A 26186-nucleotide genomic window follows, 5' to 3' on the forward strand; every position below is an offset into this window, starting at 1 on the left:
CTCGGTTCTAGCCGCACCGCCTCTGGAGTACTGGATCCCCGCCCCCCGTGCGCAATTTGCGCACTAGGCGGGGATGACAGTGTCATTTGGAGAGACACCACATGGTGACCTTCTACGGCAAAACCTTCCCCTCCCGCCTCCTGATCGGCAGCGCGCTCTACCCCTCGCCTGCGATCATGCAGTCGGCGATCCGCGCCTCGGGCTCGAACATCGTCACGGTGTCGCTGCGGCGCGAATCCGCCGGCGGCAAGACCGGGGACGCGTTCTGGAATCTGATCCGCGAGCTCGACGTCACCGTGCTGCCGAACACCGCCGGCTGCCGCAGCGTGCGCGAGGCGGTGACGACGGCCAAGCTCGCGCGCGAATTGTTTGGCACATCCTGGATCAAGCTCGAAGTCATCGCCGACAACGACACGCTGCAGCCCGATGTGGTCGGACTTGTGGAAGCAGCAAGCGTCCTGATCAAGGACGGCTTTGAGGTGTTCCCCTACTGCACCGAGGATCTCTCGGTCGCGAACCGGCTGGTCGATGCCGGCTGCAAGGTGGTGATGCCTTGGGCGGCGCCCATCGGCAGCGCAAAAGGCATCACCAACCGCGACGCACTCAAGTTGATGCGCGAGCGGCTGCCTGACATCACGCTGGTGGTCGACGCCGGCATCGGCGCGCCTTCGCATGCGGCGCAGGCGCTCGAGCTCGGCTACGACGCCGTGCTGCTCAACACGGCCATCGCAAAGGCCGCCGATCCCGTCGCCATGGCCAATGCCTTCCGCCTCGGTATCGAGGCCGGCCGCACCGCTTTTGAGGCCGGGCTGATGAACGCCCGCGATTTCGCCTCCCCTTCCACCCCTGTCGTTGGGACACCGTTCTGGCATGCCGTATCCTGATCGCTTTTATCCCGTCGTCGACAGCCTCGCCTGGGTCGAGCGCCTGACCAGGCTCGGCGTCGGCACCATCCAGCTGCGCGCAAAGGACCTCGACGACTCCCAGTCGCTCCAGATCGTCACCGATGCGCTGGCGATCACCGCGGGCACGCAAGCCAAGCTCGTCGTCAACGACTATTGGCGCGCCGCGATCGTCGCCGGCGCGAAATATCTGCATCTCGGCCAGGAGGACCTTGCGGACGCCGACCTCGCTGCGATCCGCGAGGCCGGCCTGTCGCTCGGCGTCTCCACCCATGACGATGCCGAGCTTGACACCGCGCTCGCCGCCGAGCCCGATTATGTCGCGCTGGGCCCGATCTTCTTCACCACGCTCAAATCGATGCGCTTCGAACCGCAGGGCATTCCGAAGATCACGGAATGGAAGAAGCGCATCGGCGACATCCCGCTGGTCGCGATCGGCGGCATCAAGTTCGAGCACGCCGCGGAGATTTTTGCGGCAGGCGCGGATTCCATCGCCGTCGTCAGCGACGTCACTCAAAATGCCGACCCGGATGCGCGGGTGCGGCAGTGGCTCGGCCAATCCGCGGAGGCGGCGTGATGCGCACTCTCTCCACCCGTCATTGCGAGGAGCACTTGCGACGAAGCAATCCAGACTGCCTCTGCAGAGAGATTCTGGATTGCTTCGCTGCGCTCGCAATGACGGAGCAAGAATTCACCGCTGTCGCTCAAACGCACGCACAACAGAATTAAACCGGAGGATCCCATGAACATCCGCTCCAATCCCGACAAGACCGTCCCCGCCGTCACCACCGGCCCGCTGCCCTCGTCGCGAAAAATCTTCGCCTCGCCCGATGCCGCGCCTGACCTGCGCGTGCCCCTGCGCGAGATCATCCTCTCTGAGGGCGCCGGCGAGCCGAACCTGCCGGTGTACGACACCTCCGGTCCCTACACCGACCCGAGCGTGACCATCGACGTCAACGCCGGTCTCGCGCGCGGCCGCAAGGCCTGGGTGCTGGAGCGCGGCGGCGTCGAGGAATATCAGGGGCGGCAGATCAAGCCGGAGGACAATGGCAGCGTCTCCACCGACAAGGCCGCGCGCGCCTTCTCGGCCTATCACCAGCCGCTACGCGGCCTCGACGGCCACAAGATCACGCAGCTCGAATTCGCCCGCGCCGGCATCATCACCAAGGAGATGATCTACGTCGCCGCGCGCGAAAATCTCGGCCGCAAGGAGCAGCTCGCGCGCGCGGAAGCAGCGCTTGCCGACGGCGAAAGTTTTGGCGCGGAAGTGCCCGCCTTCATCACCCCGGAGTTCGTCCGCAGTGAGATCGCGCGCGGCCGCGCCATCATTCCCTGCAACATCAACCACAGTGAACTCGAGCCGATGATCATCGGCCGCAACTTTCTCACCAAGATCAACGCCAATATCGGCAACTCGGCGGTGACGTCATCCGTCGAGGAAGAGGTCGAGAAGATGGTGTGGGCGATCCGCTGGGGCGCCGACACCGTGATGGACCTCTCCACGGGCCGCAACATCCACACCACCCGCGAATGGATCCTGCGCAACGCGCCGGTGCCGATCGGCACCGTTCCGATCTATCAGGCGCTGGAGAAGTGCGACGGCGATCCGGTCAAGCTGACCTGGGAACTCTACAAGGACACGCTGATCGAGCAGTGCGAGCAGGGCGTCGACTATTTCACCATCCACGCCGGCGTGCGCCTGCAATACATCCACCTCACCGCCAACCGCGTCACCGGCATCGTCAGCCGCGGCGGCTCGATCATGGCGAAGTGGTGCCTGGCGCATCACAAGGAAAGCTTCCTCTACACCCATTTCGACGAGATCTGCGACCTCATGCGCAAATATGACGTCTCGTTCTCACTCGGCGACGGCCTGCGTCCTGGCTCGATCGCCGACGCCAACGATCGCGCGCAGTTCGCCGAACTCGAGACGCTCGGCGAGCTGACCAAGATCGCGTGGGACAAGGGCTGCCAGGTCATGATCGAAGGCCCCGGCCACGTGCCGATGCACAAGATCAAGATCAACATGGACAAGCAGCTCAAGGAGTGCGGCGAAGCGCCGTTCTACACCCTCGGGCCCCTGACCACCGACATCGCGCCGGGCTACGACCACATCACCTCCGGCATCGGTGCGGCCATGATCGGCTGGTTCGGTTGCGCCATGCTCTGTTACGTCACGCCGAAGGAGCATCTCGGCCTGCCCGACCGCAACGACGTCAAGGTCGGCGTCATCACCTACAAGATCGCCGCGCACGCGAGCGATCTCGCCAAGGGTCACCCGGCCGCCCAGCTGCGCGACGACGCGCTGTCCCGCGCCCGCTTCGACTTCCGCTGGAGCGACCAGTTCAACCTCGGCCTCGACCCGGATACCGCCAAGAACTTCCACGACGAGACCCTGCCGAAGGAAGCCCACAAGGTCGCGCATTTCTGCTCGATGTGCGGGCCCAAGTTCTGCTCGATGAAGATCACGCAGGACGTCCGGGATTACGCGGCGACGCTGAACGATCCGAACGGCTTGGGCATGTCGATGAGCGGGACGGCCGAAGACGGCATGGCGAAGATGAGCGCGAAGTTCAAGGAGATGGGCGAGAGCTTGTATCTGGATGCGGAGAAGGTGAAGGAGAGCAATCGGGTGTTGTGAGGATCATCTCACCGCGAAAAGACAAAGGCCGGGCTTATCGCCCGGCCCTTTGCATTAACCCTTAGTTGCAATGACGGAAGATAGGTGGCAACCTTAGAGCCGCTTCTTTAGGGCCATTAATTCCGTCGAGATTTTTTTCAATGAGCGAGAGACAGCCTGTAGCTTTCCTCAGTTACGTCAGATCAAATGACGATCATGACAATGGCGCGATAACTGCATTCCGAAAGAGGCTCGAGGGCGAAGTTCGTATGCAGACAGGCGAATCTTTCGCCATATTTCAGGACCGCAACGACATCAGCTGGGGGCAACAATGGGAGGAACGGATAGAGAGGTCCCTCTCTGACGCAACGTTTCTCATTCCTATTGTAACCCCGAGTTTTTTTAGAAGCCCGGCTTGCCGCTCTGAGTTTAGTATTTTTGCTCGGAAGGAAAAGCTGCTCGGTCTGAACCGCCTCATACTGCCACTCTATTATATAACTTGCGATCAGTTGAGCGCCACCTACGAGGTAGGATCAGATGAGATTGTCGAGACGCTTAAGCTGAGGAACTGGACTGATTGGAGACATTTTCGCTTTAAGCAATTCGTCGAAGAACCAGTTGCAAGTGCGTTGGCTGAAATGGCAGCAATGATCAAGGGCTCGATTCGAGAACTTGAAGCCATTGGAAATTTATCGCGGGCAAAGGCAACCTCCCAAAACCAGGTGGCGACCTCCGAATCGCTGCAAGCACCAGATTTGGAAGAAGCCGCATCTTTAACAGAAGAGACTATATTCGAGGACGCATCCCCTACAGAATCAGCAAATGAGATTCCTGTTTATTCGCCCGACTCGACGGCGAGTTATTGTGCGTACACAAAGGACTACGACGAGGTCGTCGAGGCATCAGAACTCGTTGAGAGAGCAGAACTCGTAAGGCTCCATCGATTCATTCAGCGACGGTCAAAAGTGCTGCGAACTATTCATGGCGAGGCACTTGGCTCATTTCTTTCGCCATTTACACCAATCGCTGACGCGCCGCCACTCTGTGTCTCGGTCTTGATAGACAATTCAGGAAGCATGAGGGGCGAGCCCATTACCATGACTGCGGCTTGGTGCAATTTGATTGCCGAATGGATGGATAAGCTTAGAATCTCGACGGAATTTCTTGGATTCACAACACGCGCCTGGAAGGGAGGTCAATCCAAAGAACGCTGGATAGCTGCCGGGAAACCAACCAACCCGGGCCGGCTGAATGACTTAAGGCATCTCGTCTACAAATCCTTCTCAGCGAGCGTCGGAGCCTCGGCCCCCAACTTTGGCATGATGGCCCGAGAAGGCCTCTTGAAAGAAAACATCGATGGCGAAGCTGTTCTTTGGGCATTCGCTCGCCTTCAACAACAACGATCCTCCCACAAGATGCTGATCGTAATTTCTGACGGCGCTCCCGTGGATGACACAACGCTGAGCGTTAATCGGCCCGATTACCTTGAGCAGCACCTGCAAGAAGTGATTGAGTCGATCTCGGGGAAAGTTAGGTTGCATGCAATCGGCATTGGAACCGATGTGTCGCCTTGTTACCCAAATGCAGCTACGATAACGAACTCAAGCGACATCGGTCCTCGCTTTTTCGAAGTTCTTGTCAATGATGAACTATTCCAGTCCAGTTACCATTCATCTGAGCCGCGTAAGCGGTATCGCTATATTGCACCCAAATCCACATAGCGGCCACGCGGAGGAAGCGTGCGTTCCGCAATTCAGCGCAGCCTAATTTTATGAAGCTGAAGGGGTTGAGGTCCGCGATTGTTTCTATTCGCGGAGAGCTAGCATGGTAGAGGTCTTTCGATCATCTGCGCCGCCCAATTCTACGTCCCATCGCCTCCCCGACCAACTTCGCCCCAACCTCCACCTCGTCTTCGTCGGCACCGCCGCCAGCACGCGCTCGGCCGAGCTCGGACACTACTACGCCCATCCCGGCAACCGCTTCTGGCGCGCGATCCATGAGGCCGGGATCACGCCGCGGCGCTATCAACCGGGCGAGTTCGCAAGCTTGCTCGAACTCGGCATCGGCTTCACCGATCTGTCCAAGTCGGGCGCCGGAATGGATCACCAGATCGCGGCTGAGACGATCGACGTATCAGGCTTCAAGGCCAAGATCGAAAAATATCGGCCGCGGACGATTGCGTTCACGAGCAAGAAGGCTGCGAGCTTGTTTTATGGCAGGCCGTCGAGTGGAATTGCGCTGGGCCGGCAACCGCGCGACGAAAGCTTGCCGGAGATATTCGTGCTGCCGTCGCCGTCCGGCGCGGCATCCGGGCATTGGACGCTGGAGCCGTGGCGTGAGCTTGCGGCGTGGATTCGATTGGTTGGGTAGTCACTGATAGCGCCCCACACTCGGCGTCGTCCCGGCGGAGGCCGGGACCCATAACCCCAGGGAGTGGTTTGGCGGGGACTCGAGGTCCGGTACAGCGACCATTCGTAATCGATGGATTCCGCGGTATGGGTCCCGGCCTTCGCCGGGACGACACTGCCGATTTGGCAACGCATCCCACGACAAGCTCACCCCACGTACGCCTTATCCAGATCCGCAATCACGATCTTTCTCATCTGCATCATCGCCTGCATGACGCGGTTCGCCTTGCTGCGGTCGGGGTCGCCGAGGTAGCGGCCGAGCGCTGATGGGATCACCTGCCAGGACAGCCCGAACTTGTCCTTGAGCCAGCCGCAGCGGGATTCCTCTCCGCCATCGGCGGTGAGCCTGTCCCAGAAATAATCGACTTCCGCCTGCGTCTCCACGCTGATGAAGAACGACACCGCCTCGTTGAACTTGTATTGCGGCCCGCCATTGAGCGCATTGAAGCGCTGACCTTCGAGCTCGAACACCGCCATGAAGTCGCTGACGGTCTCGACCTTTGCATTGGGAAACACCGATTTGTAGAAGGCGACGGCCTCCGGCACGTTGTTGTCGAACCAGAGAAACGGCGTGATGGAGGTCATGAACGGATATCCTTTTGCCTCGGGCGGGCGCGCGGCGGCGCGCCGATGTTCCAAGGACGAGGCAGGAGGCAACGATCCGACAGTGGCGGCGGGTTTTTCTTGTAGCCCGGATGAGCGACAGCGACATCCGGGGCCGGCAGCTGCCCCGCATATCGCTATCGCTCATGCGGGCTACGGGTCCACGAAAACCCATCACCTGTCGGAATCCACTCATTCCATTCGTCCTCCGAACGCAAAACGCGATCAACCCCGGAGCCCGCCAATGCCCCCCACCCTCACCGCCTTCGAAAGCTCGCCCGACCGCGGCAAAGGACAAGCCCGCGACATGCGGGTTCGCTGGGCGCTCGAAGAGGTGGGGCAGCCGTACGACGTGCGTCTGGTTTCGTTCAAGGACATGAAAGAGCCCGCCCATCTCGCCCTGCATCCGTTCGGGCAGATCCCGACCTACGAGGATGGCGACCTCGTCTTGTTCGAGTCCGGCGCCATCGTGCTCCATCTCGCCGAGCGTCATGCCGGGTTGCTGCCGACCGAGCCGAACGCCCGGGCGCGCGCTATCGCGTGGATGTTTGCCGCGCTGAGCACGCTGGAGCCGCCGATCGTCGAACTCGGGATGGCCATGCTGTTCGAGCGTGACAAGAGCTGGTACGCGGACCGGCTGCCGATGCTCAGGGATCGCGTCCGTGTCAGGCTCGGTGAATTGTCCCGCCGCCTCGGCGATGCCGACTGGCTGGATGGTGCGTTCAGCGCCGGCGATCTCATGATGGTGACCGTGCTGCGCCGGTTGAACGCGTCAGGCCTGCTGGACGAATATCCTGATATCGCCGCCTATGTCGCTCGCGGCGAAGCGCGGCCCGCGTTCAGGCGGGCGTTCGAGGCGCAATTGGCGATATTCACCGCCGCATCGAAGGGTTCGCAGGACCGCTAGCGTCCTAAAGATCGAAATTGGTCGGCAGCATGACCACGTCACGAATTGTCATGCCGCGCGGCCGCGTCAGCATGAACATCACGACCTCGGCCACATCGCTGGCCTCCAGCAGGCTTCCCGAGTCCCTGGCTTCCTTCAGCTTCTCCGGCGGCCAGTCCGCGAGCAGTGCGCTGACGACGGGGCCGGGCGAAATCGAGCCGACGCGGATGCCGTGCTTGAAGACCTGGCGCCGCACCGTCTGGACGAAGCAGTTGACCGCCCATTTGGACGACGCATAGACCGGCTCCCATGGCGTTGGAAAATGCGCCGCCAGCGAGCTCGTGACGATGATGTCGCCGGTCCCGCGCGCGATCATATGCGGCAGCACGTCGTGCACGTTTTTCATCACGACGTTGACATTCAGGTTCAGCATCCGGTCGATCGCCATGGTGTCGGCCTCGACCAGATCGCCACCGACATACATGCCCGCATTCGCATGCAGGATGTCGAGCTGGCCGGCCTGCTCCAGAACGCGCGGCAGCAGCGTTGCGCAGTCTTTTGGGTCCAGCAGGTCGACAAGCAGCGGGATCACGGCGTCGCCGTGCTTGTCGCGGAGCGACTTCAGCGCGGCCTCGTCGCGATCAACCATCACCACGCGCGCGCCCGCGGCCAGCATCGCCTCGGTGCTGGCCAATCCGATGCCGGACGCAGCCCCGGTCACGGCCGCAACCTTGCCTTCCAATTCTCTCGCCATAGGGTCACCATCGCTAACGTCACGGGGATGCGGAGTATAACAATCCCGGGCGGCATTGTCGGCGACAAACCAGCAACGATGCGATCGTCCTCCGATCGAAGGAGGCGGCGCACAAAGCGCGGAACTGTTGCAAGCGCGTCACGGCGGCGATACGACTTCAGCTTGAGGAGCGTCCCATGCTGACCCTCTACTCCTATCCAGAGCTGTTCGGCGTCGCCGACAACAACGGCTACGGCCTCAAGGTCTATGCCTTCCTGAAGCTCGCGGGCGTACCGCTCGTGCACGAGCATGTGTTCGATGCCTCCGCCGCGCCGCGCGGGCAGCTGCCCTATGTCGTGGATGACGGCGAGACGATCGGCGACAGCGAGACCATCATCGCGCACGCGACCGCGAAATACCGCCTCACCATCGATGCAACGCTGACTGCGGAGCAGAAGCGGACCAACCACTTCGTCACGCGCATGCTCGACGATCTCTATTGGGTGATGTCGTATTCGCGCTGGCAGGACGAGCGATATTATCCGGCATTCCGCGACGCCTTCATCGCGCAGCACAAGCAGATCGATGCGGCAGGGTTTGAGAAGGCGAAGGCTTATAATTCGCAGCGCTATCATTTCCAGGGCATCGGCCGCTACACGCCCGAGCAGGCCTATGCGCGGGGGCTCGCCGATCTGCAGGTGCTGGCGGAGATCGTGCCGGCGGCCGGCTTCGTTCACGGCGCGACGCCGACTAGCGTCGATGCCGGCATCTACGGCTTCATCGCCAACATTTTCTTCTTTCCGATCCCGACACCGCTGAAGGCGTTCGTCGATGCGCACGCCAATCTCGTCGCACATTGCGAACGGATTCACGCGGCGGTGACGGGAACGTAGCCCGGACGAGCGACAGCGACATCCGGGACCGAGGGTTGACCCGCATGTCGCTCTCGCTCATGCGGGCTACGAATTGAGCTGATCGCCCCTACCGCATCGTGATCGCGAGCCCGCTCAGATCCGCATTCGCCATCAGGCCGACTTGCGTGCCGGACAGCTCGAGCACGGCGCCCTTCTGGTTGGTCAGCACGATCGCACGCGCGCCGCGGCCCACTGCGATGCCGGCACCGGCGGCGCCGTAGACGCCGGCGATGTCGGAGGGCCGGTTGATGTTGGAGACGCGGCCGCGCAGCACGGTCTTGGAGCCGCCGAAGACGAGGCCGTAGTCGAGACCGCCGGTCGATAGCGAATAGGCGCGACCGCGAAAGTTCAGCACGCCGGAGCCGCCGGAGCCGCCGATGATCCAGCCCGCCTTGTAGATCGTCAGCACCACGGTGCCGCCGTCGGCCAGCGCCGAGGTCGAGAGGCCGGCAAGCGCGGCAATGCCGATCAGCGCGGCGCGAAGGGTGGATGCGAACTTCATGAGGGGTCTCCGGGGGTATTCTTCAAGGAGGGCAACGAATCAGACGCAGCGAATGTATCCGATGCATCGCGGCGGCAACATGATGGGGGCGGACGTGAGTCGTGGCCTGCAGCAACACACTCAACTGTCATCGCCCGGTTTAACCGGGCGATCCAGTATTCCAGAGGGGGCGATCGTGAACCGAGAAGCCGCAGCGTACTGGATGCCCGGTCAAGCGGGGGCATGACAGCGGAGTTTGGCGCGACAAGACGCTCACCCGCCATCATGCCATTCTGCCCCTGTTTTGCCCGACGGAGCAACGGTTATTTTGCTTTTCCCGAAGTCAAAAAGAAAGCTCAATGATTCCCGCTGGATGGCTACTGTGCATGGGGTTGTTTTCGCGTTTCTTGTTGGAGGCGCCCCAACCTGCCGCTACGCTTGCGCTTCCTGCCGTCCATCCGAGGTGATCTCATGCCGATCCAGCATTTCGCGCCCCCGCCCCACATCAAGGCGCCGCCGCTGTCCTTTGCCACGCGCACCGGCGATCTCCTGTTCGTCTCCGGCATTCCCGGCTTCGACGCGAGCGGCGCGCTGCCCGAAGGCTTCGAGGCGCAGTTCGCCAATGTCGTCATCAACATCAAGCGCGTGCTGGCGGAGACCGGCGCGGAGATCCGCGATCTCGTCAAGGTCAACGTGCTGCTGACCCGCGCCTCCGACGTTGCCGCCATGAACGCGCTCTATGCCGGCGCCTTCGGCCCGCCGCCCTACCCTGCCCGCACCACCTGCGTGGTCCACGCACTGCCCGATCCGAAGATGCTGATCGAGATCGAGGCGGTCGCGTCGCTGGCCAAGGGGTAGACGTGTGATAGTCCGGCGACAGTCAAGGCATAAGGGGCATCCGAACAGCCGACCAACGACTGACATGTCCGTGAACGGTCGCCGCCCCGCTTGCCAGCCGCACCATTTTGCCGCACCAGTTTCCGTCTCACGTTCCCATCAGGAGATATTTCATGCGTCGCGTTCTCGCCCTCTGTGCCGTTGCCGGCATCGCCACCTCCGTGTTCGCCGTGCCGGCCTCTGCGGCGGTCGGTTATTACGTGATCCGCTGGGACAACACCGGCATCTGCCAGGTCTGGAACGAGGACCTCAAGTACAAGCCGTTCCAGTGGGGCGTGTCGACCTACAAGGTCGTCAGCAAGCCGCTCCCGACCTTCACGGCCGCCTCGGAGCTCCAGATCAAGCTGCGCGGGGAGCGCCGCTGCACGCTCTAGGCGTGAGGCGACAGATCGGATTTCAAAGGGCGGATCGCGCGAGCAGTCCGCCTTTTTCTTTTGGACGCGCCACTGGTTTTTCGGCCGAGATCACGCATTTTCCGCGCACCCGCTTTGAACCTGGCCAGCTGGCGGACCTACTCACATCTTGTTCGGGGCGCACCCCAAGCGTCCCGCGCCAACCAGCATCCTTGCCCGCTTGTTTTTGCCCGCTTGTTTTTCACCTCGCGGCTTTGGAGCCAATCGATGCGCGCGCCGACGAAAGCCACGGTTCTGGCCGCATCGCTGCTGATCGCCGCAGCGGCGAACGCACAGGCCCCGCAATCCTTCCGCGTGATCTCGCCGCTGTTCGGCCAGTTGGTCAGCTTCGCGATGCCGTCGAATTTTTCCGCGGTGTTCGAGAACACCAAGAGCGGCCACTACATCCGCGAGGCCGTACTGAAGGGCGAGACGCCCGAACGCTGGACCGAGATGATCACCGTGACCGGCGAGAAGGGCATGACGCTCACTCCAGGTTCATCGCCCGAGAAATTCGCGGGCTCGATCGCAAGCGGTTTCAAATCCGCCTGCCCCGACAGCTTTGCGGCAAGGCCGCTTGGCGCCACCACGTTCGGCCGGTTCGAAGGTTTCGTCGCCGTGATCGGCTGCGGCCGCGTCGACAGCGGCCCGACGCGGCACAGCGAGACCGCACTGCTGGTCACGCTGAAGGGCACGAGCGACTATTACACCGTCCAGTGGGCCGAGCGCGGCCCCGAAACCGACCAGCCGCCGGTGAACGACGACCGCTGGCAGGCCCGTCTGCGCGCGCTCAGCCCGATCGAGCTCTGCCCGATCGTAGCAGGCGAAGCCGCGCCCTATCCGAGCTGCGTGAACAAGAGCTGAGGCTCGACTCCAAGTCCGACGTCCGTAGCCCGGATGAGCGAAGCGATATCCGGGAATTCAACCTACGCCCGGTCAGCCTCCCTCGGCTCGCTCACCGAAAGCAATCCCGCTTTCGCCGGCATCGCCCGCCCAATCTTCCGGGAGCAATCCCGCCCGCACATATCGGTGAAAGGACGAATGCGGCCAATCACAAACGCGCTGGACGTAGCGATGTTTAATTGGGTTGAAGTGAATGTAATCCACGTGGCGGGCGAAATCATCTTCGTCGCGAACCGTGTGCTCCCAGTAGCGTCGTTGCCACAGAGCCAATTCTCCATTGGACTGGCGGGCTACGTCGATACCCGCATGCAGTAGTGCGCTGCTGAAATGCCCCTTGATCCTTCGCCAACGTCCCGCGAAATCGGCGTCATGCGGCGGGAGGTTCATGACGACATGCAAATGGTCCGGAAGGATCACAATCGCATCGACCTCGAACGGGCGCTCCCTGCGAGCGGCCCGAAAGGCATCGCGCAGGGCGTCAACGTTCTCAATCAAAATGGTCGATCGGCGGTCGAAGAGCGCTACAGTAAAAAAGTAGGTGCCGCCGGGAAGAAAATTTCCGCGATACAGAACCATGGGCTAGACCCGTCCCGGATGTCGCTTCGCTCATCCGGGCTACAGGATAGCACATGAGCTCTCACGCGTCCTTGTAGGCGCGGGGATGGATCAGGATATCGCGCGCAGCGGCGAGGTCGATGAACGCTTGGGCGCTGCCGCCGTGGTCGGGGTGCATGCCCTTGGCGGCGCGGCGATAGGCCTGGTTGATGTCCTCGCAGGTGAGCTGCACCGCGAGCGGCAGGCCGAGCACCTTGCGGGCGCGATCCTCGCTGGACAATTTTTTCGGCGCAGCATTGCGGCGGCCGAAGCGCGGCGCGGTCAGGTCGTGAACGACATCGAGCACCACGCCGAGACGGCGCCGGGCCGCCAGCGTGACGCTGTGATCGTCATTGTCCACGGCCTGGCGCAGCACCGGAAGCGCCTGCTCGGCGGCCTGACGCAGCATGGTATCGGTGCTCATCCGCGCGATCTCGGCCACCAGACGGCCCGCCTCGGCCCAATCGGCGCCGTCTGCCGACCGCAGGCGTTCGAGTGCGAATTTCCAGGATTCGAGCCGTTCCATCATGCGCGCAACGTTTAGCAATCAAGACGAGTATGCCAAGGCCGCCGTTTCCGACCCCTTAATTTCGAGTTAGCCTTTCATGAAACTTCGAAAAGAAATCGGGAGGAAATTGTCATGGCATTGCTCGCGAACCACATCGCAATCGTCACGGGCGCCGGTTCGGGCATCGGCCGGGCCATCGCGGCCGGCTACGCCCGCGAGGGCGCGCAAGTGGTGCTGCTCGACGTCAACGCCGACACGGTCGCGGAAGCCGCCGAGGGGATCCGCAAGTCCGGCGGCGAGGCTGAGAGCTTCGCGCTCGACGTGACCAAACGTGACGACTGCTTTGCGCTCGCCAAGCGGGTCGCCGACGAGGTCGGGCAGGTCTCGATCCTCGTCAACAATGCCGGGATCACTCGCCGCAACGCCTTCACCGCGGAGACGGAGACGGTGGCGAAGGACTGGAACGACATCATCTCGCTCAACCTCAACGGCGTCTTCAACATGACGCAGGCGTTCCTGAGCCCGTTGCGCGTAGCGAAGGGCCGCATCGTCAATATCGGCTCGATCCAGTCCTTCGTGCATCTGCGCACGCCGAGCTCGGCGGCCTACACCACCTCGAAACACGGCGTGCTCGGCTTCACCAAGGCGCTCGCGGTCGAGCTCGGCAAGGAGGGCGTGCGCGTCAATGCGATCGGGCCGGGCTTCATCGAGACCAACATCAACGCCAATGTGCGCGCGACCAATCCGGCGCTGGTGCAGGCCTTCGTCGATCACACCCCGCTGGCGCGCACCGGCAAGCCCGAGGACATCGTGGGTCCCGCGATCTTCCTTGCGTCGGACATGTCGGCCTACGTCACGGGAACGATCGTGATGGTGGATGGCGGATACCGGACGGTGTGAGCGGGATGATGCCTGCTTGGTAATGCGGAGTATGCTCGCGGGAACATGCAATCCGTGCCAATCGCGGCGGTGCGGCGGCATTCCCAAGGTCAATTGGTGCGATCGCCCCGCGGTTAACCTTTCGTTAACCAAACCCGCCCACCGTAGATTTACGGCTTGGGGGTCGTTTGTTCTCGATCCGCTTCCAAAGAGGGAGGCGGGCGTTGATCGGGGAGTGTGTCGATGACCACTGTTCATGTCGCTGCGTCCGAACCGGGCGCATATTTCCTTTCACCGAACCAGATCGTTCCGCTGCTGATCGGCGCGACCGTCGACGAGGTCGAGCGTGAGCTCGTCCTGCAGACGCTCGCCCGTTGCGACGGCAATCGCACGCGCGCCTCGCGCGTGCTCGGCCTCTCGGTGCGCACGCTGCGCAACAAGATCAGGCTCTACGCCGCCTCCGGCATCGAGGTGCCGGCCTATCACGACTAGCGCGCGACGTGCGGCCGATTGGTGTTGATCATGCCCAGGCGCGAGCCCGGCGGAATTGCCGCTGTCGTCAAACGCCGCTAATTAGCTTGCTTCCGGTCAAGGGAGCAGCGGCGTGGCAGACGAACAAAAACGGCAGGGACCTCAGGGACCGCGCGGACGGCAGGGCGAACCGGGGCGGCCGGGACCACAGGGCCATCCGGGCAAGCGGGGCCCCGATGGCGCGCGTGGCAAGCCGGGGCCGCAGGGCAAGCCGGGTCCGATCGGAAAGGCCGGACCACTGGGCAAGCCCGGCCCGCAAGGCAAGCAGGGCGAAGCCGGACCGCGCGGGGCAGCCGGTGCACAGGGACCTGTCGGACCGCAAGGGCCGGCGGGGCCGCAAGGCCCGCGTGGTGAGGCCGGTCCGCCCGGCCCATTGCCGTCGATCGAGCAGGTGCTGCCGTGGCTCGATCAACTGTTCGACGCCTGGGACGAGCGCCGCCGCCAGCGTGAGCGTGAAGCCGCCGAGCGCGAGGCGCTGGAGGCAGCCGTGCAGGAGACCGACGACGCGCCCCTCGGTGACGAGGACGAGGACAGCGAAGGCGACAATCACAGGAAGAAGAAGAAAAAGAAGAAGCACGGCTAGGACTGACAGACGAATCTATTTCGTCCCATTCTCGCGTCGCGGCAGCATGCCCATACGCTCGAACTGCCAGCGCATGGCGCGGTACCAGAGATAACCGACCGCTGCGCCGCACAAGGCCAGGATCACGACGTTCGCGCTCGAGAACGAACCGCTCCACCACGTCATCCACGCTGTCCACAGCAGCGTGAAAACGACGGCACCTGCTTTCAGCGGAAGAAGAGGGCGGCTCATGGTCGTGCTCCCGGGTGTCAAAAGCCCGGCGAACATCATCGCGCGTTGCGACCGCTTTCACCGTGAGCCAGATCACGGAACGGACCTTCGAGCCGCCTAGCCGAAGCGCAGCCGCGAACGTTCCTTGGCCTTTTCCGCCTCGGCCTCACGGTCGCGTGCCGGGGCGTGGGTGTGCAGCGACGTCAGGAGTTTTCGCGCAGCCTCCGCGACCTCCGCCACCGCACGATCGAAGGCCGCCTCGTTGGCCTGCGAAGGCTTGTTAAAGCCGGACAGTTTCCGAACGAACTGGAGCGCGCTGGCGTGGATCTCATCCTCCGTCGCCTCCGGCTCGAAGTTGAACAGCGTCTTGATGTTGCGGCACATGCACTCTCTCCTGACCTTTCCCTCAAGGACGACCGGCGAAAACGAAATCCTACATCCTTCCGGACAGTTCTGCTAAGTTCCGCCGCAACGCGGCCGCCGACCAGAGCCGCACGGGGGAAATATAGACATGAAAGCTTCTTGCGCGGCGCTGTCAGCCATCCTGTTGTCCGTCTCTGTGTCGGCCATCTCGACGTTCGCATGGGCGGCCGATTATCCGGCACCGAAGCAGGGCGACTGGGTCGTCAGGGATTTCAAGTTCCACACCGGCGAGAACATGCCGGAGCTGAAGCTGCACTACACCACCGTGGGTGAGCCGAGCGGCCAGCCAGTCCTGGTGCTGCACGGAACCGGCGGCTCGGGCGCGAGCATGCTGTCACCAGCCTTTGCCGGCGAGCTGTTCGGCGCGGGGCAGCCGCTGGATGCCTCCAAATATTACATCATCATCCCCGACAATATCGGCCATGGCAAATCGTCAAAACCGTCCGACGGGATGAAGACGAGCTTCCCGAAATACGATTACGAGGACATGGTCGAAGCCCAGTATCGCCTGGTGACGGAAGGGCTTGGCGTCAAGCACCTGCGGCTCGTCATCGGCAATTCCATGGGCGGCATGCACACCTGGTTGTGGGGCGAGAAATATCCGAAGGCGATGGACGCGCTGATCCCGATGGCCTCGCAGCCGACCGAGATGGCGTCGCGCAACTGGATGCTGCGGCGGATCATGCTCGACATCATCCGCAGCGATCCCGACTACAATGGCGGCAATTACACCAGCCAGCCGCGCATGATGAAATACGCGATCACCGCCTACGGCATCGCGAGCATCGGCGGAACGCTGGCCTATCAATCGCAGGCGCCGACGGCGGCGAAGGCCGACAAGATCGTCGACGAGCGGCTGGCCATGCCGATCACCGCAGATGCCAACGACTTCGTCTACCAGTGGGAGTCCTCGCATGACTACAATGCCCGCGAGAAGCTGGAGGCGATCGAAGCGTCGCTGCTGCTGATCAATTCCGCCGACGACGAACGCAACCCGCCTGAGACCGGCCTCACGGACGCTGCGATGACGCGGGTCAAGAACGGCAAACTGTATCTCATCCCAGCAAGCACGGAGACGCGCGGCCACGGCACCACGGGGAACGCCAAATTCTACAGCGAGCAGGTCCGGCAGTTTCTGCAAACCGCGCCGCAGCGGACGATGTAGGATTGCCAGGCTTGCCGCCATGTTCGCCATGCATCATATGCGGCGCCTCGACGCCGCATATTATTTGAGCATGCATTGCGCTGACAGGTCGGGCTTAATCGCATCAACGATACGAATCGACGCGCGGGGCAATCGCGCGCCAATGGCACGACACGCGATGAGGAGGATCGCATGCACAGGCTCGTACTGTGCGTTTGGCTGGCGGCGCTGACGGGCGCAGCGTTCGCGTTCGACAACGGGCAATATGATCACGTCCCGCCTGACATCCGCGCCTGGTTCAAGAGCGTGATCGCACCGAACGGCGTGCCCTGCTGCGACGTCTCCGACGGCCATCGCACTGAGTACGACGTGCGCAGCGGCGCCTATTGGGTGCCGATCGAGGGACAATGGATGGAGGTGCCCGAGCGCGCCATCATCCGCGACCGCGGCAATCCGGTCGGCCAGGCCGTGGTGTGGTACGTCCATCACCGCGGCGCCATCATCATCAGTTGCTTCGTGCCGGCGGATGCGGTGTAGCGCGATAGCGCCTCGACGCGGTGCTAGCTCGGCCGATGGTTCCTGTGAACGACAGAACGCGCGCTTGCGCTCTATGCGCTTTGCGTGTGGGCGGCAAACATCAAGCATGTCCTGGAGGGCATCGACCTTCCACGCATCCCCAACAGCTGGCTCTACCACGGGCCGCGGCTGGCGCTTCAGCCGGCCCTGATCGGGCGGGCTCTGTATTGCGCTGGCGTGATCGAGTGGCCGCGGCGGCGTGACAAGGGGGATAGCGATCGCGCTGGGAGATGATATTCTCAGGCATTCCACCAGGGAGACCTTCGTGACTGATCTTTGCGCCGAAGACCTCGCCACCATCTATGCCCAGCCGAGCCCACGCGTGATCGCGAAAGCGCGCCCCGCGATCGATGCGCATGCGAAGAAATTCATCGAGATGTCACCGTTCTGCGTGCTCGCGACGTCGGGAGCGGACGGCAGCGTCGATGCCTCACCACGCGGCGGCGGCGTTGGTTTCGTCCACGTCGCCGGCCCCAACCAGCTGCTGATGCCTGATCGCTCCGGCAACAACCGGATCGACAGTTTTCGGAACGTCGTCGAGGGCTCCGGCTTCGTGCATCTGCTGTTCTTCGTCCCCGGCATCGACGAGACGCTGCGCGTCGGCGGCCGCGGTACGCTGTCCGCCGATCCGGACCTGCTCGCCTCGATGGTGGAGTTTGGCAAGCCGCCGCGCGCGGTGCTGAACATCGCCGTCAGCGAAGTCTATTTCCACTGCGGCAAGGCCCTGATGCGCTCGAAGCTGTGGTCGTCCGAGAAGGTGCCGCGTTCGGTGATGCCGAGCATCGTCGAGGTGGTCCACGAGCAAACCGGCCTTGGTGAGCCGCAGAGTCAGGAGATCGTGGAAGAGCTCTACAAGACGCAGTTGTAGCCGGGCTTTCGAACCGCACACGGGCGTCATGCCCGTGCTTGTCCCGGGCATCCACGTCTTCGTTGCAGGGTAGCACGTGGATGGCCGGGACAAGCCCGGCCATGACGAATGGAGAGTGCGGAGTAAGGGACCTAGTGTCCCTCGCCCTCGAGCCCGCCAACGTGCTTCTGGGTGTAGAGTTCGAGGCCGATGCGGCCGATCAGGTCGAGCTGGGTCTCGAGGAAGTCGATGTGGTGCTCCTCGTCGCTCATCAGCTTCTCGAACAGGTCGCGCGTCACATAATCCTTGACGCTGTGGCAGTAGGTCGCCGCTTCCTGGTAGAGCGCCCGCGCGCTCATCTCGGCAGCGAGATCGCACTCGATGATCTCCTTGACGTTCTGGCCGATACGCAAGGGATCGAGCACCTGCATGTTCGGGAAGCCGTCGAAGAACAGGATCCGCTCGGTCAGCTTGTCGGCGTGCTCCATCTCCTCGATGGACTCCTTGCGCCAGACCTTGGACATATCCCGCAGGCCCCAATTGTCGAGGAAGCGGTAGTGCAGCCAGTACTGGTTGATTGCAGTCAGCTCGTGACGCAGTGCCTTGTTGAGATAATCGATAACTTTTGCGTCGCCCTGCATGGTTCACTCCAGCTCTTGCAGTCCAAATAGGCCGTAAACCGAATTTAGAACGCTTCTAAATGAGTTTGAAGACTGGAGCAACCGGCTACGGGACGCAGCCGGTGAAATGCTCAGCCAGGGTTGCGGAAGATTTCAGCAGGCCGCGAGGGCGAACTCGGCCGGCTGGGCCGTCTCGTCATTGGCCGCCACAGTGTGGTTGTGCGGACAGCCGGAGCAGCAGGACGTGGCACAGGGGCCGAGTGCTTCGTCGATAATGGTCTTGATCGTCCGAGCGCAGCGGCCGCATTCGGCGCTACAGCCGAGACACCCATACACCTGCTTGGCATGGCGCACAGCGTCGTCGGACTCGGCGACGGCGGCGCGGATGTCGTCATCGCTCAGCACGTTACAGGAACAAACGATCATGGAAGCGGCAGGCCCTTTGGTGATGCGCCATCATCGATATTTAAGGGGCCGGCCGGATGCAAAAGGAAAAAGCGGAATTTGAAGCTATTCCAAACTAGCCCGGAAACAGCCTAGAACGGCTCTAAAATAGGGCCTTGCGCTGGATCAAGATTGCCGCGGATCTAGTCGCCCCCGCCGCCTCCACCATCGCCGCCGCCGCCCCCGCAATCTCCGCCACTACTGCCGCTATCGCTGCTGGAACAGCTGCCGCCGTCGGTCGCGCTGCCGGAACTATCGCTGGAAAACCAGCTCCCCCACGAGAAGCCGTCGCTCGAGCCGGTGGCGGTGTCGCCACTGCTATTGCCGCCGGCCCCGGCGCGGGAGCGCCGCTGGCCGCGATTCTGGAGATGGGTGATCCAGCCGTAGCCGATCGCGGAGACGATCCCGGCAGCGATCAATGCATTTATCATCGCGTCACCCATCATCGCCCTCCTCCCTGGCTGAGCTGCGGTTCACGGTAATTGGTCGTCCCCGGCAACGGTGCCGTTCATTGATCATTCAATCGAAATATGGAACTTTACCCTCAAAGAGTTCCCGTGTGCTTTGTTCGAAAGGTCAGCCAATGAAGAAGTCGCTCCTGGCAATCGCTGCCGTCGCCGCGGTGGCCCTTAGCGCCGCTACACCAGCCCAGGCGCAACGCGGCGTCGCGGCGGGCGTGGCAGCCGGAATCATCGGCGGCGCCATTGTCGGCGGGGCGCTGGCCTCTCCGTATTATTACGGACCGGGCCCCGGCCCCGGCTACGCATATGGTCCGGGATATAGCCCGGGCTACTATCCGCCGCGCTACTACGCACCGGGCCCGGGCTACGTCGCCGACGACTATTATGGCGACGGCTGCGTCTGGCAGAAGCAGCGCTTCTGGGACGGTTATGCCTGGCGCGTCCGCCGCGTCAGAGTCTGTGGCTGAAGTCGCCCCAAGCAGATTCATTCCAGATGCGCCGTTCATCTCCGGGCCTGAAAAAGACCGCTTTTTCTCGTCACAGCTCCGTGTGCGTTTACCGGGGATTGACCATTTGCGCGCTTCCTAACTGCAAGGCCAATTCCATCAGAGTCTGCGTGAACCTTTGAACCCCGGACGCTCCTAACAAGGAGCATCCATCTCTCAGGAGAGCCAAGAGTATGAAGAAGACTTTAGTTGCCGCCCTTACGGTTGCGACGATCGCCGGTTCGCTGGTGACCGCCACTCCGTCCGCCCAAGCCCATGACGGCGTCGGCGCCGGCATCGCAGCCGGCCTGATCGGCGGCGCAATCGTCGGCGGTGCCATCGCATCGAGCCGTCCCGCCTATGGCGGACCGGTTTATGTGGCCGAGCCCGGCCCGCCGCCGCCGCCCTGCTACTGGCAGCGCCAGCGCTACTGGGACGGCTACGGCTGGACCGTCCGCCCGGTTCGCGTTTGCTACTGATCTGATCGCACGGCGTTCATGAGCGCCGCGATCGAAGCCCGGCCGAGCACCTCGGCCGGGCTTTTTCTTTGGCGAAGAACTGCGGCTCGCTATCGCGCCTGGATCGAGCGCAGCACCTCTTCGCTCGGCCAGCAATCGACCTTGAGGCCTGCCGACTTCTGGTAGGCGCCGAGCGCAGCGCGCGTCTGCATGCCCGCCTTGCCGTCGATCTTGTCCTTGTAGAGCCCGACGCGCGTGAGCCCGCGCTGCATCGCCTCGACATCCTTGGTGCGCAATTGCTTCGAGGCAGACCACGGCGTCGCGAACGGCTGCGGGCTCGTCATGCGGTCGGCGAGATGGCCGACGAACAGCACGTAGAGATCGGAGAAATTGTATTCCTTGATCACGAAGTAGTTCTTCGTGGTCAGGAAGGACGGGCCGTAGATGCCTTCCGGCTGCAGCAGCGAGGCCGGCTGCGCCTGCTCGGCGGCAGTGAGCTCTTGTCCGCGCACCGGCACAAAGCCTTCGCGCAGCCACTGGCCGATCGGCTTCGTCACCTCGGGCACGCCGGCGGTGCAATCGACCTTGGCCGGAGCTTGCACCTCGTAAGCCCAGCGTACGCCGCTCTGCCAGCCCTTGTTGACGAGCTGCTGCGCGGCGGAGGCCAGCGCATCCGGCACCGAATGCCAGATGTCGATGCGGCCGTCGCGGTCGAAATCGACGCCGTGCCTGTAATATTCGGACGGCAGGAATTGCGTGAGCCCGGTCGCGCCGGCCCACGACGAGCGCATGTCCTTGCGTGTCACCACGCCGTCACCGAGAATTTTCAGCGAGAGGATGAACTCGTTGCGATAGGTGTCCTTGCGGCGGCCGACATAGGCCTGCGTCGCCAGCACGCGCACGAGATCGTAAGGCAGCGTGTAGCGGCCATAGTCGGTTTCGCGGCCCCAGATCGCCAGCATGACGGTGGCGGGCACGCCGGAGTTTTTCTCGATCTCCGTCAGCGCGGGACGATATTTTTGCAGCAGCCGCTGCCCCTCGCCCGCGAGGCGCGCGATCGAGGCTTCCCTGACATAGTCGGCCGGCACCTGCACGAACTCGGCCTGCGACGGCGCCCCCGTTGCGGGCCGCCCCGGCAGGATCAGATCCGGCAGCTTGTAGTCAGGCTCGAGCCCGCGCGTCTCTCGCTCGAACGTCGCGCGCGACACGCCGGCGGCCTCCGCGTCCGGCCACAGCGAGGCGATGAACTGCGCGAAGGCGGCGTCGGCAGCGCGGGCGGGCGACAGGCCGCAGGTGATAGCGATCACCGCAGCTATGAGCACCCGCCGCATCATGCTGAGATCACCGCGTCAGCTTCTTGTACTTCACGCGATGCGGAATGATGCTGTCCTGGCCGAGCCGGCGCATCTTGTCCTTCTCGTAGTCCTGGAAGTTGCCCTCGAACCATTCGACATGGCTGTCGCCTTCGAAGGCCAGGATGTGGGTCGCGATGCGATCGAGGAACCAGCGATCATGGCTGATAATGACGGCGCAGCCGGCGAAATCCTCCAGAGCCTCTTCGAGCGCACGCAGCGTGTCGACGTCGAGGTCGTTGGTCGGCTCGTCGAGCAACAGAACGTTAGCGCCGGATTTCAGCATTTTCGCAAGGTGCACGCGGTTGCGTTCGCCGCCGGAGAGCGCGCCGACTTTCTTCTGCTGGTCGGCGCCCTTGAAGTTGAACGACGAACAATAGCCGCGTGAATTGACTTCCCTCTTGCCGAGCAGGATCAGCTCATTGCCGCCGGAGATCTCCTCCCATACGTTCTTGCTGCCATCGAGCGCGTCGCGCGACTGGTCGACGTAACCGAGATGAACGCTCTCGCCGACCGTGATGGTGCCCTTGTCCGGCTCTTCCTGCTTGGTGATCATCCTGAACAGCGTGGTCTTGCCGGCGCCGTTGGCGCCGATCACGCCGACGATTCCGCCGGGCGGCAGCTTGAAAGTGAGATCGTCGATCAGCATGCGATCGCCGAAACCTTTGCTGAGCCCTTCGAAGTCGACCACGTTCTGACCTAGGCGCTCGGCCACTGGAATCGTGATCTGCGCAGTCTGTGTCTGCTTTTCGCTCGCCTGCTTCAGCAGTTCGTCATAGCGCTGATAGCGCGCCTTGGATTTGGCCTGGCGGGCTTTCGGCGAGGACGCGATCCATTCCTGCTCGCGGGCCAGCGTCTTCTGATGCGCAGCGTCCTCGCGGCCCTCCTGCTCGAGCCGCTTCTGTTTCTGCTGCAGCCAGGACGAGTAATTGCCCTCGTAGGGAATGCCCTTGCCGCGATCGAGCTCGAGAATCCAGCTCGTGACGTTGTCGAGGAAGTAGCGGTCATGGGTGACGATCAGGATCGCGCCGGGATAGTTGCGCAGATGGCCTTCCAGCCACGACACCGATTCCGCGTCGAGATGGTTGGTCGGCTCGTCCAGCAGCAACAACTCAGGCTGGTCGAGCAGCAGCTTGCACAGCGCGACTCGGCGGCGCTCACCGCCAGAGAGTTTCGACACGTCGGCATCGTCAGGCGGACAACGCAGCGCGTCCATGGCCTGGTCGACCTTGCTGTCGAGATCCCAGAGGCCCTGGGCCTCGATCTCGTCCTGCAGCTTGGTCATCTCGTCGGCGGTCTCCTCGGAGTAGTTCATCGCCAGTTCGTTGTAGCGATCGAGGATAGCCTTCTGCTTGGCGACGCCCAGCATGACGTTCTCGCGTACGCTGAGTGCCGGATCGAGATGCGGCTCCTGCTCGAGATAGCCGACGCGGGCGCCCTGGGCGACCCAGGCCTCGCCGTTATATTCCTTGTCGAGGCCTGCCATGATCTTGAGCAGCGTCGACTTGCCCGAGCCGTTGACACCGAGCACGCCGATCTTGGCGTCCGGGTAGAAGCTCAGATGGATGTTATCGAGCACCTTCCGGGTCGGGTAGCTCTTGGTCAGGCCCTGCATGAAATAGATGAACTGGCGCGCCATCGGTCCCGAAAACCTTCGATTTGAGGAAATTTGCTTGCCGCCGATGTAGCGATCCCGCCCCCAAAGGGCAATGTTTTCCCTCCGTTCACCACGGATGAATACGGGCCGGACACCATCCCGCCACCGATCCGGACAATTGAAACTATCTTTTAATAAATCAGGCCAAAGCTCGGTTTCGCGCGGAAACAGCGCCACCCGCTCAGAATGAACGGGAGCACAGCGAGACAGCGTCATGGCCATGATCGAGACCCATTCCCTTCCCGTTCCGGCGGAAGCCGGCAGCGCCTCCGCATTTGCCTCGGAGATCAAGGGCTTCTGGAAGCGCTTCTTCGCCACCGCTTTCAACCCCTACCGGCCCGAACTGCATTACATGCGCGGCCCCGGCCCCGCCTGGCGCGCCAAGCACGGCATGAATGCGCCGTTCCGGCTCAAGCCCCGCGACCTCTGAGCCTTTATCACCTGTCGGATTTTTGAAGACGCGAACGGCTTGCGCACGGTCCTGATTGCGCGCAACCATGGCCTGGTTCCACCTCTCGCCATGGAAGAACGCTGATGACGCGGCTGCGCTGTGCAATTCTGGACGACTATTTCAATCTCGCCCTCGAAGTCGCCGATTGGCAAAGCCTGTCCGACCGCATCGACGTCACCGTGTTCAGCCATCCCTTCGCCTCCGAGCAGGCCGCGGCGAGCGCGCTGGCCGATTTCGAGATCGTCTGCGCGATGCGCGAGCGCACCGCGTTCCCGAAGAGCCTGTTCGAGAGCCTGCCGAAGCTGAAGCTGCTGCTGACATCAGGCATGCGCAACGCCTCGATCGACATGGAGGCCGCCAAGGCGCGCGGCGTCACCATCGCCGGCACGCAATATTCACGCGATCCGACTGCGCCCCTCACCATGGGCCTGATCCTGGAACTGACCCGCGGCATCGGCCGCGAGAACGCGCGCATGCATGCGGGCGAGCCCTGGCAGACCTTTGCCGGCGTCGAGATCGAAGGATTGACGCTCGGCGTCGTCGGGCTCGGCAAGCTCGGCAGCAAGATGGCCGGCATTGCGAAGGCGTTCGGCATGAACGTGATCGCCTGGAGCCCGAACCTGACCCCGGAGAAGTGCAAGGATGCCGGCGTCGGCTACGCCACCAAGGAGGAGCTGTTCGCCAAGGCCGATATCGTAAGCATCCATGTGGTGCTGAGCGAGCGCTCGCGCGGGCTGGTCGGGGCTGCCGATCTCGCGCGGATGAAACCGACGGCCTTCCTCGTCAACACCGCGCGCGGGCCGATCGTGGACGAGCAGGCGCTGCTCGAGGCGTTGCAGCAGAAGAGGATTGCAGGCGCCGGCATCGACGTATTCTCGGTCGAGCCGCTGCCAACAGACCATCCCTTCCGCAAGCTCGACAATCTCGTGCTGACGCCGCATCTCGGCTACGCCACCGAGGACGGCTTGCGCATCCACTACAGCCAGATGGTCGAGGCGATCGACGCCTTCACCAAGGGCGGCGAGCTGCCGCGGAAGCTGGCGTGATGCCTCAGGCCGCCGAGCGCTGGCTGGTGGGCTGCCGTGCCGCATCGGCAAAGCCGTCGCGCCAGGAGGCATGCGCCGGCAGCCAGCCGAGCTCGCGCTTGGCCTTGCTGTTGGAGGCTCCGCGCACCTCCGTCATCATCGCAACCATATGCTCGCCCGCAAGCAGGCGGCCGAGCCAGGCGGGAATGTGACGCGGCGGCTTGGCACCGAGCAATTCGGCCAGCGCGGGCAACCAATCCTTCACCTGCGCAGGATGATCGTCGACGATATTGTAGATGCTGCCGGCGCGCCCGCGTTCGAGCGCGGCGAGCGTGGCAGAGGCGGCATCTTCGGTGTGAATGAACGACCACGTGCCGCCGCCATCGCCGATCACCGGCACACGCCGGTGGCGCAGCTGGTCGATCATCGCAGGCGAGAGCGTGCCCGTGCCGGGTCCATAGAAGAATCCATAGCGCAGCACGATACCCTCCGGCTTCGTCGAAGCGGTGACGCTTCGCTCCAGATACTGGATTGCCTCAAGCGTGCGTCGCAGCTCTCGCGGCGGATGCGGGTCGAGCTCATCGGTCTCGGTCTTCACCGTTCCCCCGGCGCGACTGAAGGTCCAGCCGCAGAAGCTTTGCGCGATGAAGCGCCTGGCGCCGGCCTCGCGTGCAGCATTCAGCAGAATGTCGGTTCCGCGGGTGCGGAGCTCGTTGGTTCGCGCGAAGGCCCGATCGAAATGCCGGAGGTCCGTGGCGGCCGCGAGATCCGTCATCTGGTGAATGACGACGTCGGGCTTTGCCGCAATCACCGCAGCGTGCATGCTGCCGGCATCGAGGCCGTCGGCGACGACCGGCTCTGCACCCAATCGACGCACCAAATCTGTTTTTGCCGCATTCCGTGTCGTGCCGATCACCGAATGACCCGCGGCGACCAGCGCCGGAACAAGATACCGACCGACCGCGCCGGTCGCGCCCGCAACAAAGATGCGCATCCTGTGCTCCTCAATTCGTTGCAATCCTCCCGGACGTAATCGAGGTGCGGAGCCGTTCAAGTATGCGCAAGTAGGACTTGCGCGCATGCGTCAAATGATGACGGGGCGGGGCCGCACGTCACCCCCCCGCATAAGAAAAAAAAATTGGCGGCCGCTTGAGCGCCCCGTGACCCGGGCGGGGCGCGGCGGCCCCCCCGGCGGCGGG

General features: G+C 63.0%; 33 protein-coding genes. 20 read left to right on the forward strand and 13 right to left on the reverse strand.

From position 1 onward, the window contains the following. The first annotated feature begins 101 nt into the window (after positions 1-101). From ABIB91_RS33545 to ABIB91_RS33565, 5 genes are all read left to right on the forward strand, one after another. Positions 102-884, forward strand: a complete 783-nt coding sequence (locus ABIB91_RS33545; protein ID WP_354170898.1) for a thiazole synthase — start codon at positions 102-104, stop codon at positions 882-884. Next, a complete protein-coding gene (locus tag ABIB91_RS33550) occupies positions 871-1479 on the forward strand; it encodes a thiamine phosphate synthase (RefSeq protein ID WP_354170900.1) in 609 nt (202 codons plus the stop codon). The genes ABIB91_RS33545 and ABIB91_RS33550 overlap by 14 nt, the downstream gene beginning before the upstream one ends. 165 nt (positions 1480-1644) lie before the next feature. After that, complete coding sequence (gene thiC, locus ABIB91_RS33555) at positions 1645-3543, forward strand: phosphomethylpyrimidine synthase ThiC (RefSeq protein ID WP_354170902.1); 1899 nt, start codon at positions 1645-1647, stop codon at positions 3541-3543. Between the two features lie 248 nt (positions 3544-3791). Further along, positions 3792-5243 carry a cobaltochelatase CobT-related protein gene (locus ABIB91_RS33560; RefSeq protein ID WP_354170904.1) on the forward strand — a complete coding sequence of 484 codons (1452 nt, stop codon included), beginning with the start codon at positions 3792-3794 and terminating at the stop codon, positions 5241-5243. 103 nt (positions 5244-5346) lie between these two features. After that, entirely contained in the window at positions 5347-5892 is a 546-nt protein-coding gene (locus ABIB91_RS33565) for a mismatch-specific DNA-glycosylase (RefSeq protein WP_354170906.1), read from the forward strand. Between the two features lie 185 nt (positions 5893-6077). On the opposite strand, the gene ABIB91_RS33570 is transcribed toward ABIB91_RS33565, so the two are convergent. Next, positions 6078-6515 (reverse strand): VOC family protein, encoded by a 438-nt coding sequence (locus tag ABIB91_RS33570; RefSeq protein ID WP_354170908.1) that lies wholly within the window; start codon positions 6513-6515, stop codon positions 6078-6080. Positions 6516-6777: 262 nt separating this feature from the next. Here ABIB91_RS33570 and ABIB91_RS33575 point away from each other — a divergent pair, with 262 nt between their 5' ends. Then, entirely contained in the window at positions 6778-7440 is a 663-nt protein-coding gene (locus tag ABIB91_RS33575; RefSeq protein ID WP_354170910.1) for a glutathione S-transferase family protein, read from the forward strand. Between the two features lie 4 nt (positions 7441-7444). Here the strand turns inward: ABIB91_RS33575 and ABIB91_RS33580 are convergent, their stop codons facing one another. Next, complete coding sequence (locus ABIB91_RS33580; RefSeq protein WP_354170912.1) at positions 7445-8173, reverse strand: SDR family oxidoreductase; 729 nt, start codon at positions 8171-8173, stop codon at positions 7445-7447. 176 nt (positions 8174-8349) lie between these two features. On the opposite strand from ABIB91_RS33580, the gene ABIB91_RS33585 reads away from it, so the two are divergent. Then, positions 8350-9045 carry a glutathione S-transferase family protein gene (locus tag ABIB91_RS33585; protein ID WP_354170914.1) on the forward strand — a complete coding sequence of 232 codons (696 nt, stop codon included), beginning with the start codon at positions 8350-8352 and terminating at the stop codon, positions 9043-9045. An 88-nt stretch (positions 9046-9133) separates the two neighbouring features. Here the strand turns inward: ABIB91_RS33585 and ABIB91_RS33590 are convergent, their stop codons facing one another. After that, positions 9134-9568, reverse strand: a complete 435-nt coding sequence (locus tag ABIB91_RS33590) for a hypothetical protein (RefSeq protein ID WP_354170916.1) — start codon at positions 9566-9568, stop codon at positions 9134-9136. Positions 9569-10018: 450 nt separating this feature from the next. Here ABIB91_RS33590 and ABIB91_RS33595 point away from each other — a divergent pair, with 450 nt between their 5' ends. From ABIB91_RS33595 to ABIB91_RS33605, 3 genes are all read left to right on the forward strand, one after another. Then, positions 10019-10405: a RidA family protein gene (locus ABIB91_RS33595; protein ID WP_354170919.1), complete on the forward strand. Its 387-nt coding sequence runs from the start codon at positions 10019-10021 to the stop codon at positions 10403-10405. 152 nt (positions 10406-10557) lie between these two features. After that, a complete protein-coding gene (locus tag ABIB91_RS33600) occupies positions 10558-10818 on the forward strand; it encodes a hypothetical protein (protein WP_007600739.1) in 261 nt (86 codons plus the stop codon). Positions 10819-11064: 246 nt separating this feature from the next. Beyond that, complete coding sequence (locus ABIB91_RS33605; protein ID WP_354170921.1) at positions 11065-11700, forward strand: hypothetical protein; 636 nt, start codon at positions 11065-11067, stop codon at positions 11698-11700. 72 nt (positions 11701-11772) lie between these two features. Here the strand turns inward: ABIB91_RS33605 and ABIB91_RS33610 are convergent, their stop codons facing one another. After that, complete coding sequence (locus tag ABIB91_RS33610) at positions 11773-12315, reverse strand: REP-associated tyrosine transposase (protein ID WP_354170923.1); 543 nt, start codon at positions 12313-12315, stop codon at positions 11773-11775. A gap of 61 nt (positions 12316-12376) precedes the next feature. After that, a complete protein-coding gene (locus ABIB91_RS33615; RefSeq protein WP_354170925.1) occupies positions 12377-12862 on the reverse strand; it encodes a J domain-containing protein in 486 nt (161 codons plus the stop codon). Positions 12863-12973: 111 nt separating this feature from the next. On the opposite strand from ABIB91_RS33615, the gene ABIB91_RS33620 reads away from it, so the two are divergent. The 3 genes from ABIB91_RS33620 (at position 12974) to ABIB91_RS33630 (ending at position 14834) form a co-directional block, all read left to right on the forward strand. Beyond that, positions 12974-13741 (forward strand): SDR family NAD(P)-dependent oxidoreductase, encoded by a 768-nt coding sequence (locus ABIB91_RS33620; RefSeq protein WP_354170927.1) that lies wholly within the window; start codon positions 12974-12976, stop codon positions 13739-13741. Positions 13742-13963: 222 nt separating this feature from the next. Next, positions 13964-14212 carry a helix-turn-helix domain-containing protein gene (locus tag ABIB91_RS33625; protein WP_027519697.1) on the forward strand — a complete coding sequence of 83 codons (249 nt, stop codon included), beginning with the start codon at positions 13964-13966 and terminating at the stop codon, positions 14210-14212. 112 nt (positions 14213-14324) lie between these two features. Beyond that, on the forward strand, positions 14325-14834 hold the full coding sequence (locus tag ABIB91_RS33630; RefSeq protein WP_007600730.1) for a collagen-like domain-containing protein: 510 nt from the start codon (positions 14325-14327) through the stop codon (positions 14832-14834). Positions 14835-14849: 15 nt separating this feature from the next. Here the strand turns inward: ABIB91_RS33630 and ABIB91_RS33635 are convergent, their stop codons facing one another. After that, positions 14850-15065 (reverse strand): hypothetical protein, encoded by a 216-nt coding sequence (locus ABIB91_RS33635; RefSeq protein WP_007600728.1) that lies wholly within the window; start codon positions 15063-15065, stop codon positions 14850-14852. 96 nt (positions 15066-15161) lie between these two features. Continuing rightward, positions 15162-15428, reverse strand: coding sequence for a DUF2277 domain-containing protein (locus ABIB91_RS33640; protein ID WP_007600726.1), 267 nt, complete (start codon positions 15426-15428; stop codon positions 15162-15164). 127 nt (positions 15429-15555) lie between these two features. Between ABIB91_RS33640 and ABIB91_RS33645 the strand changes: the two genes are divergently transcribed. From ABIB91_RS33645 to ABIB91_RS33660, 3 genes are all read left to right on the forward strand, one after another. Beyond that, positions 15556-16632 (forward strand): alpha/beta fold hydrolase, encoded by a 1077-nt coding sequence (locus tag ABIB91_RS33645; protein WP_354170931.1) that lies wholly within the window; start codon positions 15556-15558, stop codon positions 16630-16632. A 171-nt stretch (positions 16633-16803) separates the two neighbouring features. Next, positions 16804-17148: a hypothetical protein gene (locus tag ABIB91_RS33650; RefSeq protein ID WP_007600723.1), complete on the forward strand. Its 345-nt coding sequence runs from the start codon at positions 16804-16806 to the stop codon at positions 17146-17148. 304 nt (positions 17149-17452) lie between these two features. After that, complete coding sequence (locus ABIB91_RS33660; RefSeq protein ID WP_354170933.1) at positions 17453-18055, forward strand: MSMEG_1061 family FMN-dependent PPOX-type flavoprotein; 603 nt, start codon at positions 17453-17455, stop codon at positions 18053-18055. A gap of 131 nt (positions 18056-18186) precedes the next feature. Here ABIB91_RS33660 and bfr read toward each other — a convergent pair whose 3' ends face one another. From bfr to ABIB91_RS33675, 3 genes are all read right to left on the reverse strand, one after another. Beyond that, on the reverse strand, positions 18187-18675 hold the full coding sequence (bfr, locus tag ABIB91_RS33665; RefSeq protein WP_007600720.1) for a bacterioferritin: 489 nt from the start codon (positions 18673-18675) through the stop codon (positions 18187-18189). 132 nt (positions 18676-18807) lie between these two features. Continuing rightward, positions 18808-19080 (reverse strand): (2Fe-2S)-binding protein, encoded by a 273-nt coding sequence (locus ABIB91_RS33670; protein WP_007600718.1) that lies wholly within the window; start codon positions 19078-19080, stop codon positions 18808-18810. A gap of 161 nt (positions 19081-19241) precedes the next feature. Beyond that, positions 19242-19544, reverse strand: a complete 303-nt coding sequence (locus tag ABIB91_RS33675) for a hypothetical protein (RefSeq protein WP_354170936.1) — start codon at positions 19542-19544, stop codon at positions 19242-19244. 137 nt (positions 19545-19681) lie between these two features. On the opposite strand from ABIB91_RS33675, the gene ABIB91_RS33680 reads away from it, so the two are divergent. Continuing rightward, the gene (locus tag ABIB91_RS33680) at positions 19682-20026 is read left to right on the forward strand and encodes a hypothetical protein (RefSeq protein WP_219685473.1); all 345 of its coding nucleotides are present in this window, start codon (positions 19682-19684) and stop codon (positions 20024-20026) included. Between the two features lie 212 nt (positions 20027-20238). Further along, positions 20239-20523 (forward strand): hypothetical protein, encoded by a 285-nt coding sequence (locus ABIB91_RS33685; protein WP_007600714.1) that lies wholly within the window; start codon positions 20239-20241, stop codon positions 20521-20523. An 89-nt stretch (positions 20524-20612) separates the two neighbouring features. On the opposite strand, the gene ABIB91_RS33690 is transcribed toward ABIB91_RS33685, so the two are convergent. Together ABIB91_RS33690 and ettA are read right to left on the reverse strand one after the other, a co-directional pair. Then, positions 20613-21836, reverse strand: coding sequence for a lytic murein transglycosylase (locus ABIB91_RS33690; protein WP_354170939.1), 1224 nt, complete (start codon positions 21834-21836; stop codon positions 20613-20615). A 7-nt stretch (positions 21837-21843) separates the two neighbouring features. Then, complete coding sequence (ettA, locus tag ABIB91_RS33695) at positions 21844-23493, reverse strand: energy-dependent translational throttle protein EttA (RefSeq protein ID WP_007600707.1); 1650 nt, start codon at positions 23491-23493, stop codon at positions 21844-21846. 232 nt (positions 23494-23725) lie between these two features. On the opposite strand from ettA, the gene ABIB91_RS33700 reads away from it, so the two are divergent. Beyond that, the gene (locus ABIB91_RS33700; RefSeq protein ID WP_027519710.1) at positions 23726-23941 is read left to right on the forward strand and encodes a hypothetical protein; all 216 of its coding nucleotides are present in this window, start codon (positions 23726-23728) and stop codon (positions 23939-23941) included. A gap of 104 nt (positions 23942-24045) precedes the next feature. Further along, complete coding sequence (locus tag ABIB91_RS33705) at positions 24046-25008, forward strand: D-2-hydroxyacid dehydrogenase family protein (protein WP_007600705.1); 963 nt, start codon at positions 24046-24048, stop codon at positions 25006-25008. Between the two features lie 4 nt (positions 25009-25012). On the opposite strand, the gene ABIB91_RS33710 is transcribed toward ABIB91_RS33705, so the two are convergent. Next, a complete protein-coding gene (locus ABIB91_RS33710) occupies positions 25013-25981 on the reverse strand; it encodes an NAD-dependent epimerase/dehydratase family protein (RefSeq protein WP_354170942.1) in 969 nt (322 codons plus the stop codon). Between the last annotated feature and the right edge of the window lie 205 nt (positions 25982-26186).

The sequence above is a fragment of the Bradyrhizobium sp. JR4.3 genome, from assembly GCF_040547695.1.
In the GTDB taxonomy this organism is placed as follows: Bacteria; Pseudomonadota; Alphaproteobacteria; order Rhizobiales; family Xanthobacteraceae; genus Bradyrhizobium; species Bradyrhizobium canariense.

Excerpts from the sequence above, each read along its gene's own strand:
- ABIB91_RS33545 (WP_354170898.1), top strand. The coding sequence starts at position 102 with ATGGTGACCTTCTACGGCAAAACCTTCCCCTCCCGCCTCCTGATCGGC.
- ABIB91_RS33550 (WP_354170900.1), top strand. The coding sequence starts at position 871 with ATGCCGTATCCTGATCGCTTTTATCCCGTCGTCGACAGCCTCGCCTGG.
- thiC (WP_354170902.1), top strand. The coding sequence starts at position 1,645 with ATGAACATCCGCTCCAATCCCGACAAGACCGTCCCCGCCGTCACCACC.
- ABIB91_RS33560 (WP_354170904.1), top strand. The coding sequence starts at position 3,792 with ATGCAGACAGGCGAATCTTTCGCCATATTTCAGGACCGCAACGACATC.
- ABIB91_RS33565 (WP_354170906.1), top strand. The coding sequence starts at position 5,347 with ATGGTAGAGGTCTTTCGATCATCTGCGCCGCCCAATTCTACGTCCCAT.
- ABIB91_RS33570 (WP_354170908.1), bottom strand. The coding sequence starts at position 6,515 with ATGACCTCCATCACGCCGTTTCTCTGGTTCGACAACAACGTGCCGGAG.
- ABIB91_RS33575 (WP_354170910.1), top strand. The coding sequence starts at position 6,778 with ATGCCCCCCACCCTCACCGCCTTCGAAAGCTCGCCCGACCGCGGCAAA.
- ABIB91_RS33580 (WP_354170912.1), bottom strand. The coding sequence starts at position 8,173 with ATGGCGAGAGAATTGGAAGGCAAGGTTGCGGCCGTGACCGGGGCTGCG.
- ABIB91_RS33585 (WP_354170914.1), top strand. The coding sequence starts at position 8,350 with ATGCTGACCCTCTACTCCTATCCAGAGCTGTTCGGCGTCGCCGACAAC.
- ABIB91_RS33590 (WP_354170916.1), bottom strand. The coding sequence starts at position 9,568 with ATGAAGTTCGCATCCACCCTTCGCGCCGCGCTGATCGGCATTGCCGCG.
- ABIB91_RS33595 (WP_354170919.1), top strand. The coding sequence starts at position 10,019 with ATGCCGATCCAGCATTTCGCGCCCCCGCCCCACATCAAGGCGCCGCCG.
- ABIB91_RS33600 (WP_007600739.1), top strand. The coding sequence starts at position 10,558 with ATGCGTCGCGTTCTCGCCCTCTGTGCCGTTGCCGGCATCGCCACCTCC.
- ABIB91_RS33605 (WP_354170921.1), top strand. The coding sequence starts at position 11,065 with ATGCGCGCGCCGACGAAAGCCACGGTTCTGGCCGCATCGCTGCTGATC.
- ABIB91_RS33610 (WP_354170923.1), bottom strand. The coding sequence starts at position 12,315 with ATGGTTCTGTATCGCGGAAATTTTCTTCCCGGCGGCACCTACTTTTTT.
- ABIB91_RS33615 (WP_354170925.1), bottom strand. The coding sequence starts at position 12,862 with ATGATGGAACGGCTCGAATCCTGGAAATTCGCACTCGAACGCCTGCGG.
- ABIB91_RS33620 (WP_354170927.1), top strand. The coding sequence starts at position 12,974 with ATGGCATTGCTCGCGAACCACATCGCAATCGTCACGGGCGCCGGTTCG.
- ABIB91_RS33625 (WP_027519697.1), top strand. The coding sequence starts at position 13,964 with ATGACCACTGTTCATGTCGCTGCGTCCGAACCGGGCGCATATTTCCTT.
- ABIB91_RS33635 (WP_007600728.1), bottom strand. The coding sequence starts at position 15,065 with ATGAGCCGCCCTCTTCTTCCGCTGAAAGCAGGTGCCGTCGTTTTCACG.
- ABIB91_RS33640 (WP_007600726.1), bottom strand. The coding sequence starts at position 15,428 with ATGTGCCGCAACATCAAGACGCTGTTCAACTTCGAGCCGGAGGCGACG.
- ABIB91_RS33645 (WP_354170931.1), top strand. The coding sequence starts at position 15,556 with ATGAAAGCTTCTTGCGCGGCGCTGTCAGCCATCCTGTTGTCCGTCTCT.
- ABIB91_RS33650 (WP_007600723.1), top strand. The coding sequence starts at position 16,804 with ATGCACAGGCTCGTACTGTGCGTTTGGCTGGCGGCGCTGACGGGCGCA.
- bfr (WP_007600720.1), bottom strand. The coding sequence starts at position 18,675 with ATGCAGGGCGACGCAAAAGTTATCGATTATCTCAACAAGGCACTGCGT.
- ABIB91_RS33670 (WP_007600718.1), bottom strand. The coding sequence starts at position 19,080 with ATGATCGTTTGTTCCTGTAACGTGCTGAGCGATGACGACATCCGCGCC.
- ABIB91_RS33675 (WP_354170936.1), bottom strand. The coding sequence starts at position 19,544 with ATGATGGGTGACGCGATGATAAATGCATTGATCGCTGCCGGGATCGTC.
- ABIB91_RS33680 (WP_219685473.1), top strand. The coding sequence starts at position 19,682 with ATGAAGAAGTCGCTCCTGGCAATCGCTGCCGTCGCCGCGGTGGCCCTT.
- ABIB91_RS33685 (WP_007600714.1), top strand. The coding sequence starts at position 20,239 with ATGAAGAAGACTTTAGTTGCCGCCCTTACGGTTGCGACGATCGCCGGT.
- ABIB91_RS33690 (WP_354170939.1), bottom strand. The coding sequence starts at position 21,836 with ATGATGCGGCGGGTGCTCATAGCTGCGGTGATCGCTATCACCTGCGGC.
- ettA (WP_007600707.1), bottom strand. The coding sequence starts at position 23,493 with ATGGCGCGCCAGTTCATCTATTTCATGCAGGGCCTGACCAAGAGCTAC.
- ABIB91_RS33700 (WP_027519710.1), top strand. The coding sequence starts at position 23,726 with ATGGCCATGATCGAGACCCATTCCCTTCCCGTTCCGGCGGAAGCCGGC.
- ABIB91_RS33705 (WP_007600705.1), top strand. The coding sequence starts at position 24,046 with ATGACGCGGCTGCGCTGTGCAATTCTGGACGACTATTTCAATCTCGCC.
- ABIB91_RS33710 (WP_354170942.1), bottom strand. The coding sequence starts at position 25,981 with ATGCGCATCTTTGTTGCGGGCGCGACCGGCGCGGTCGGTCGGTATCTT.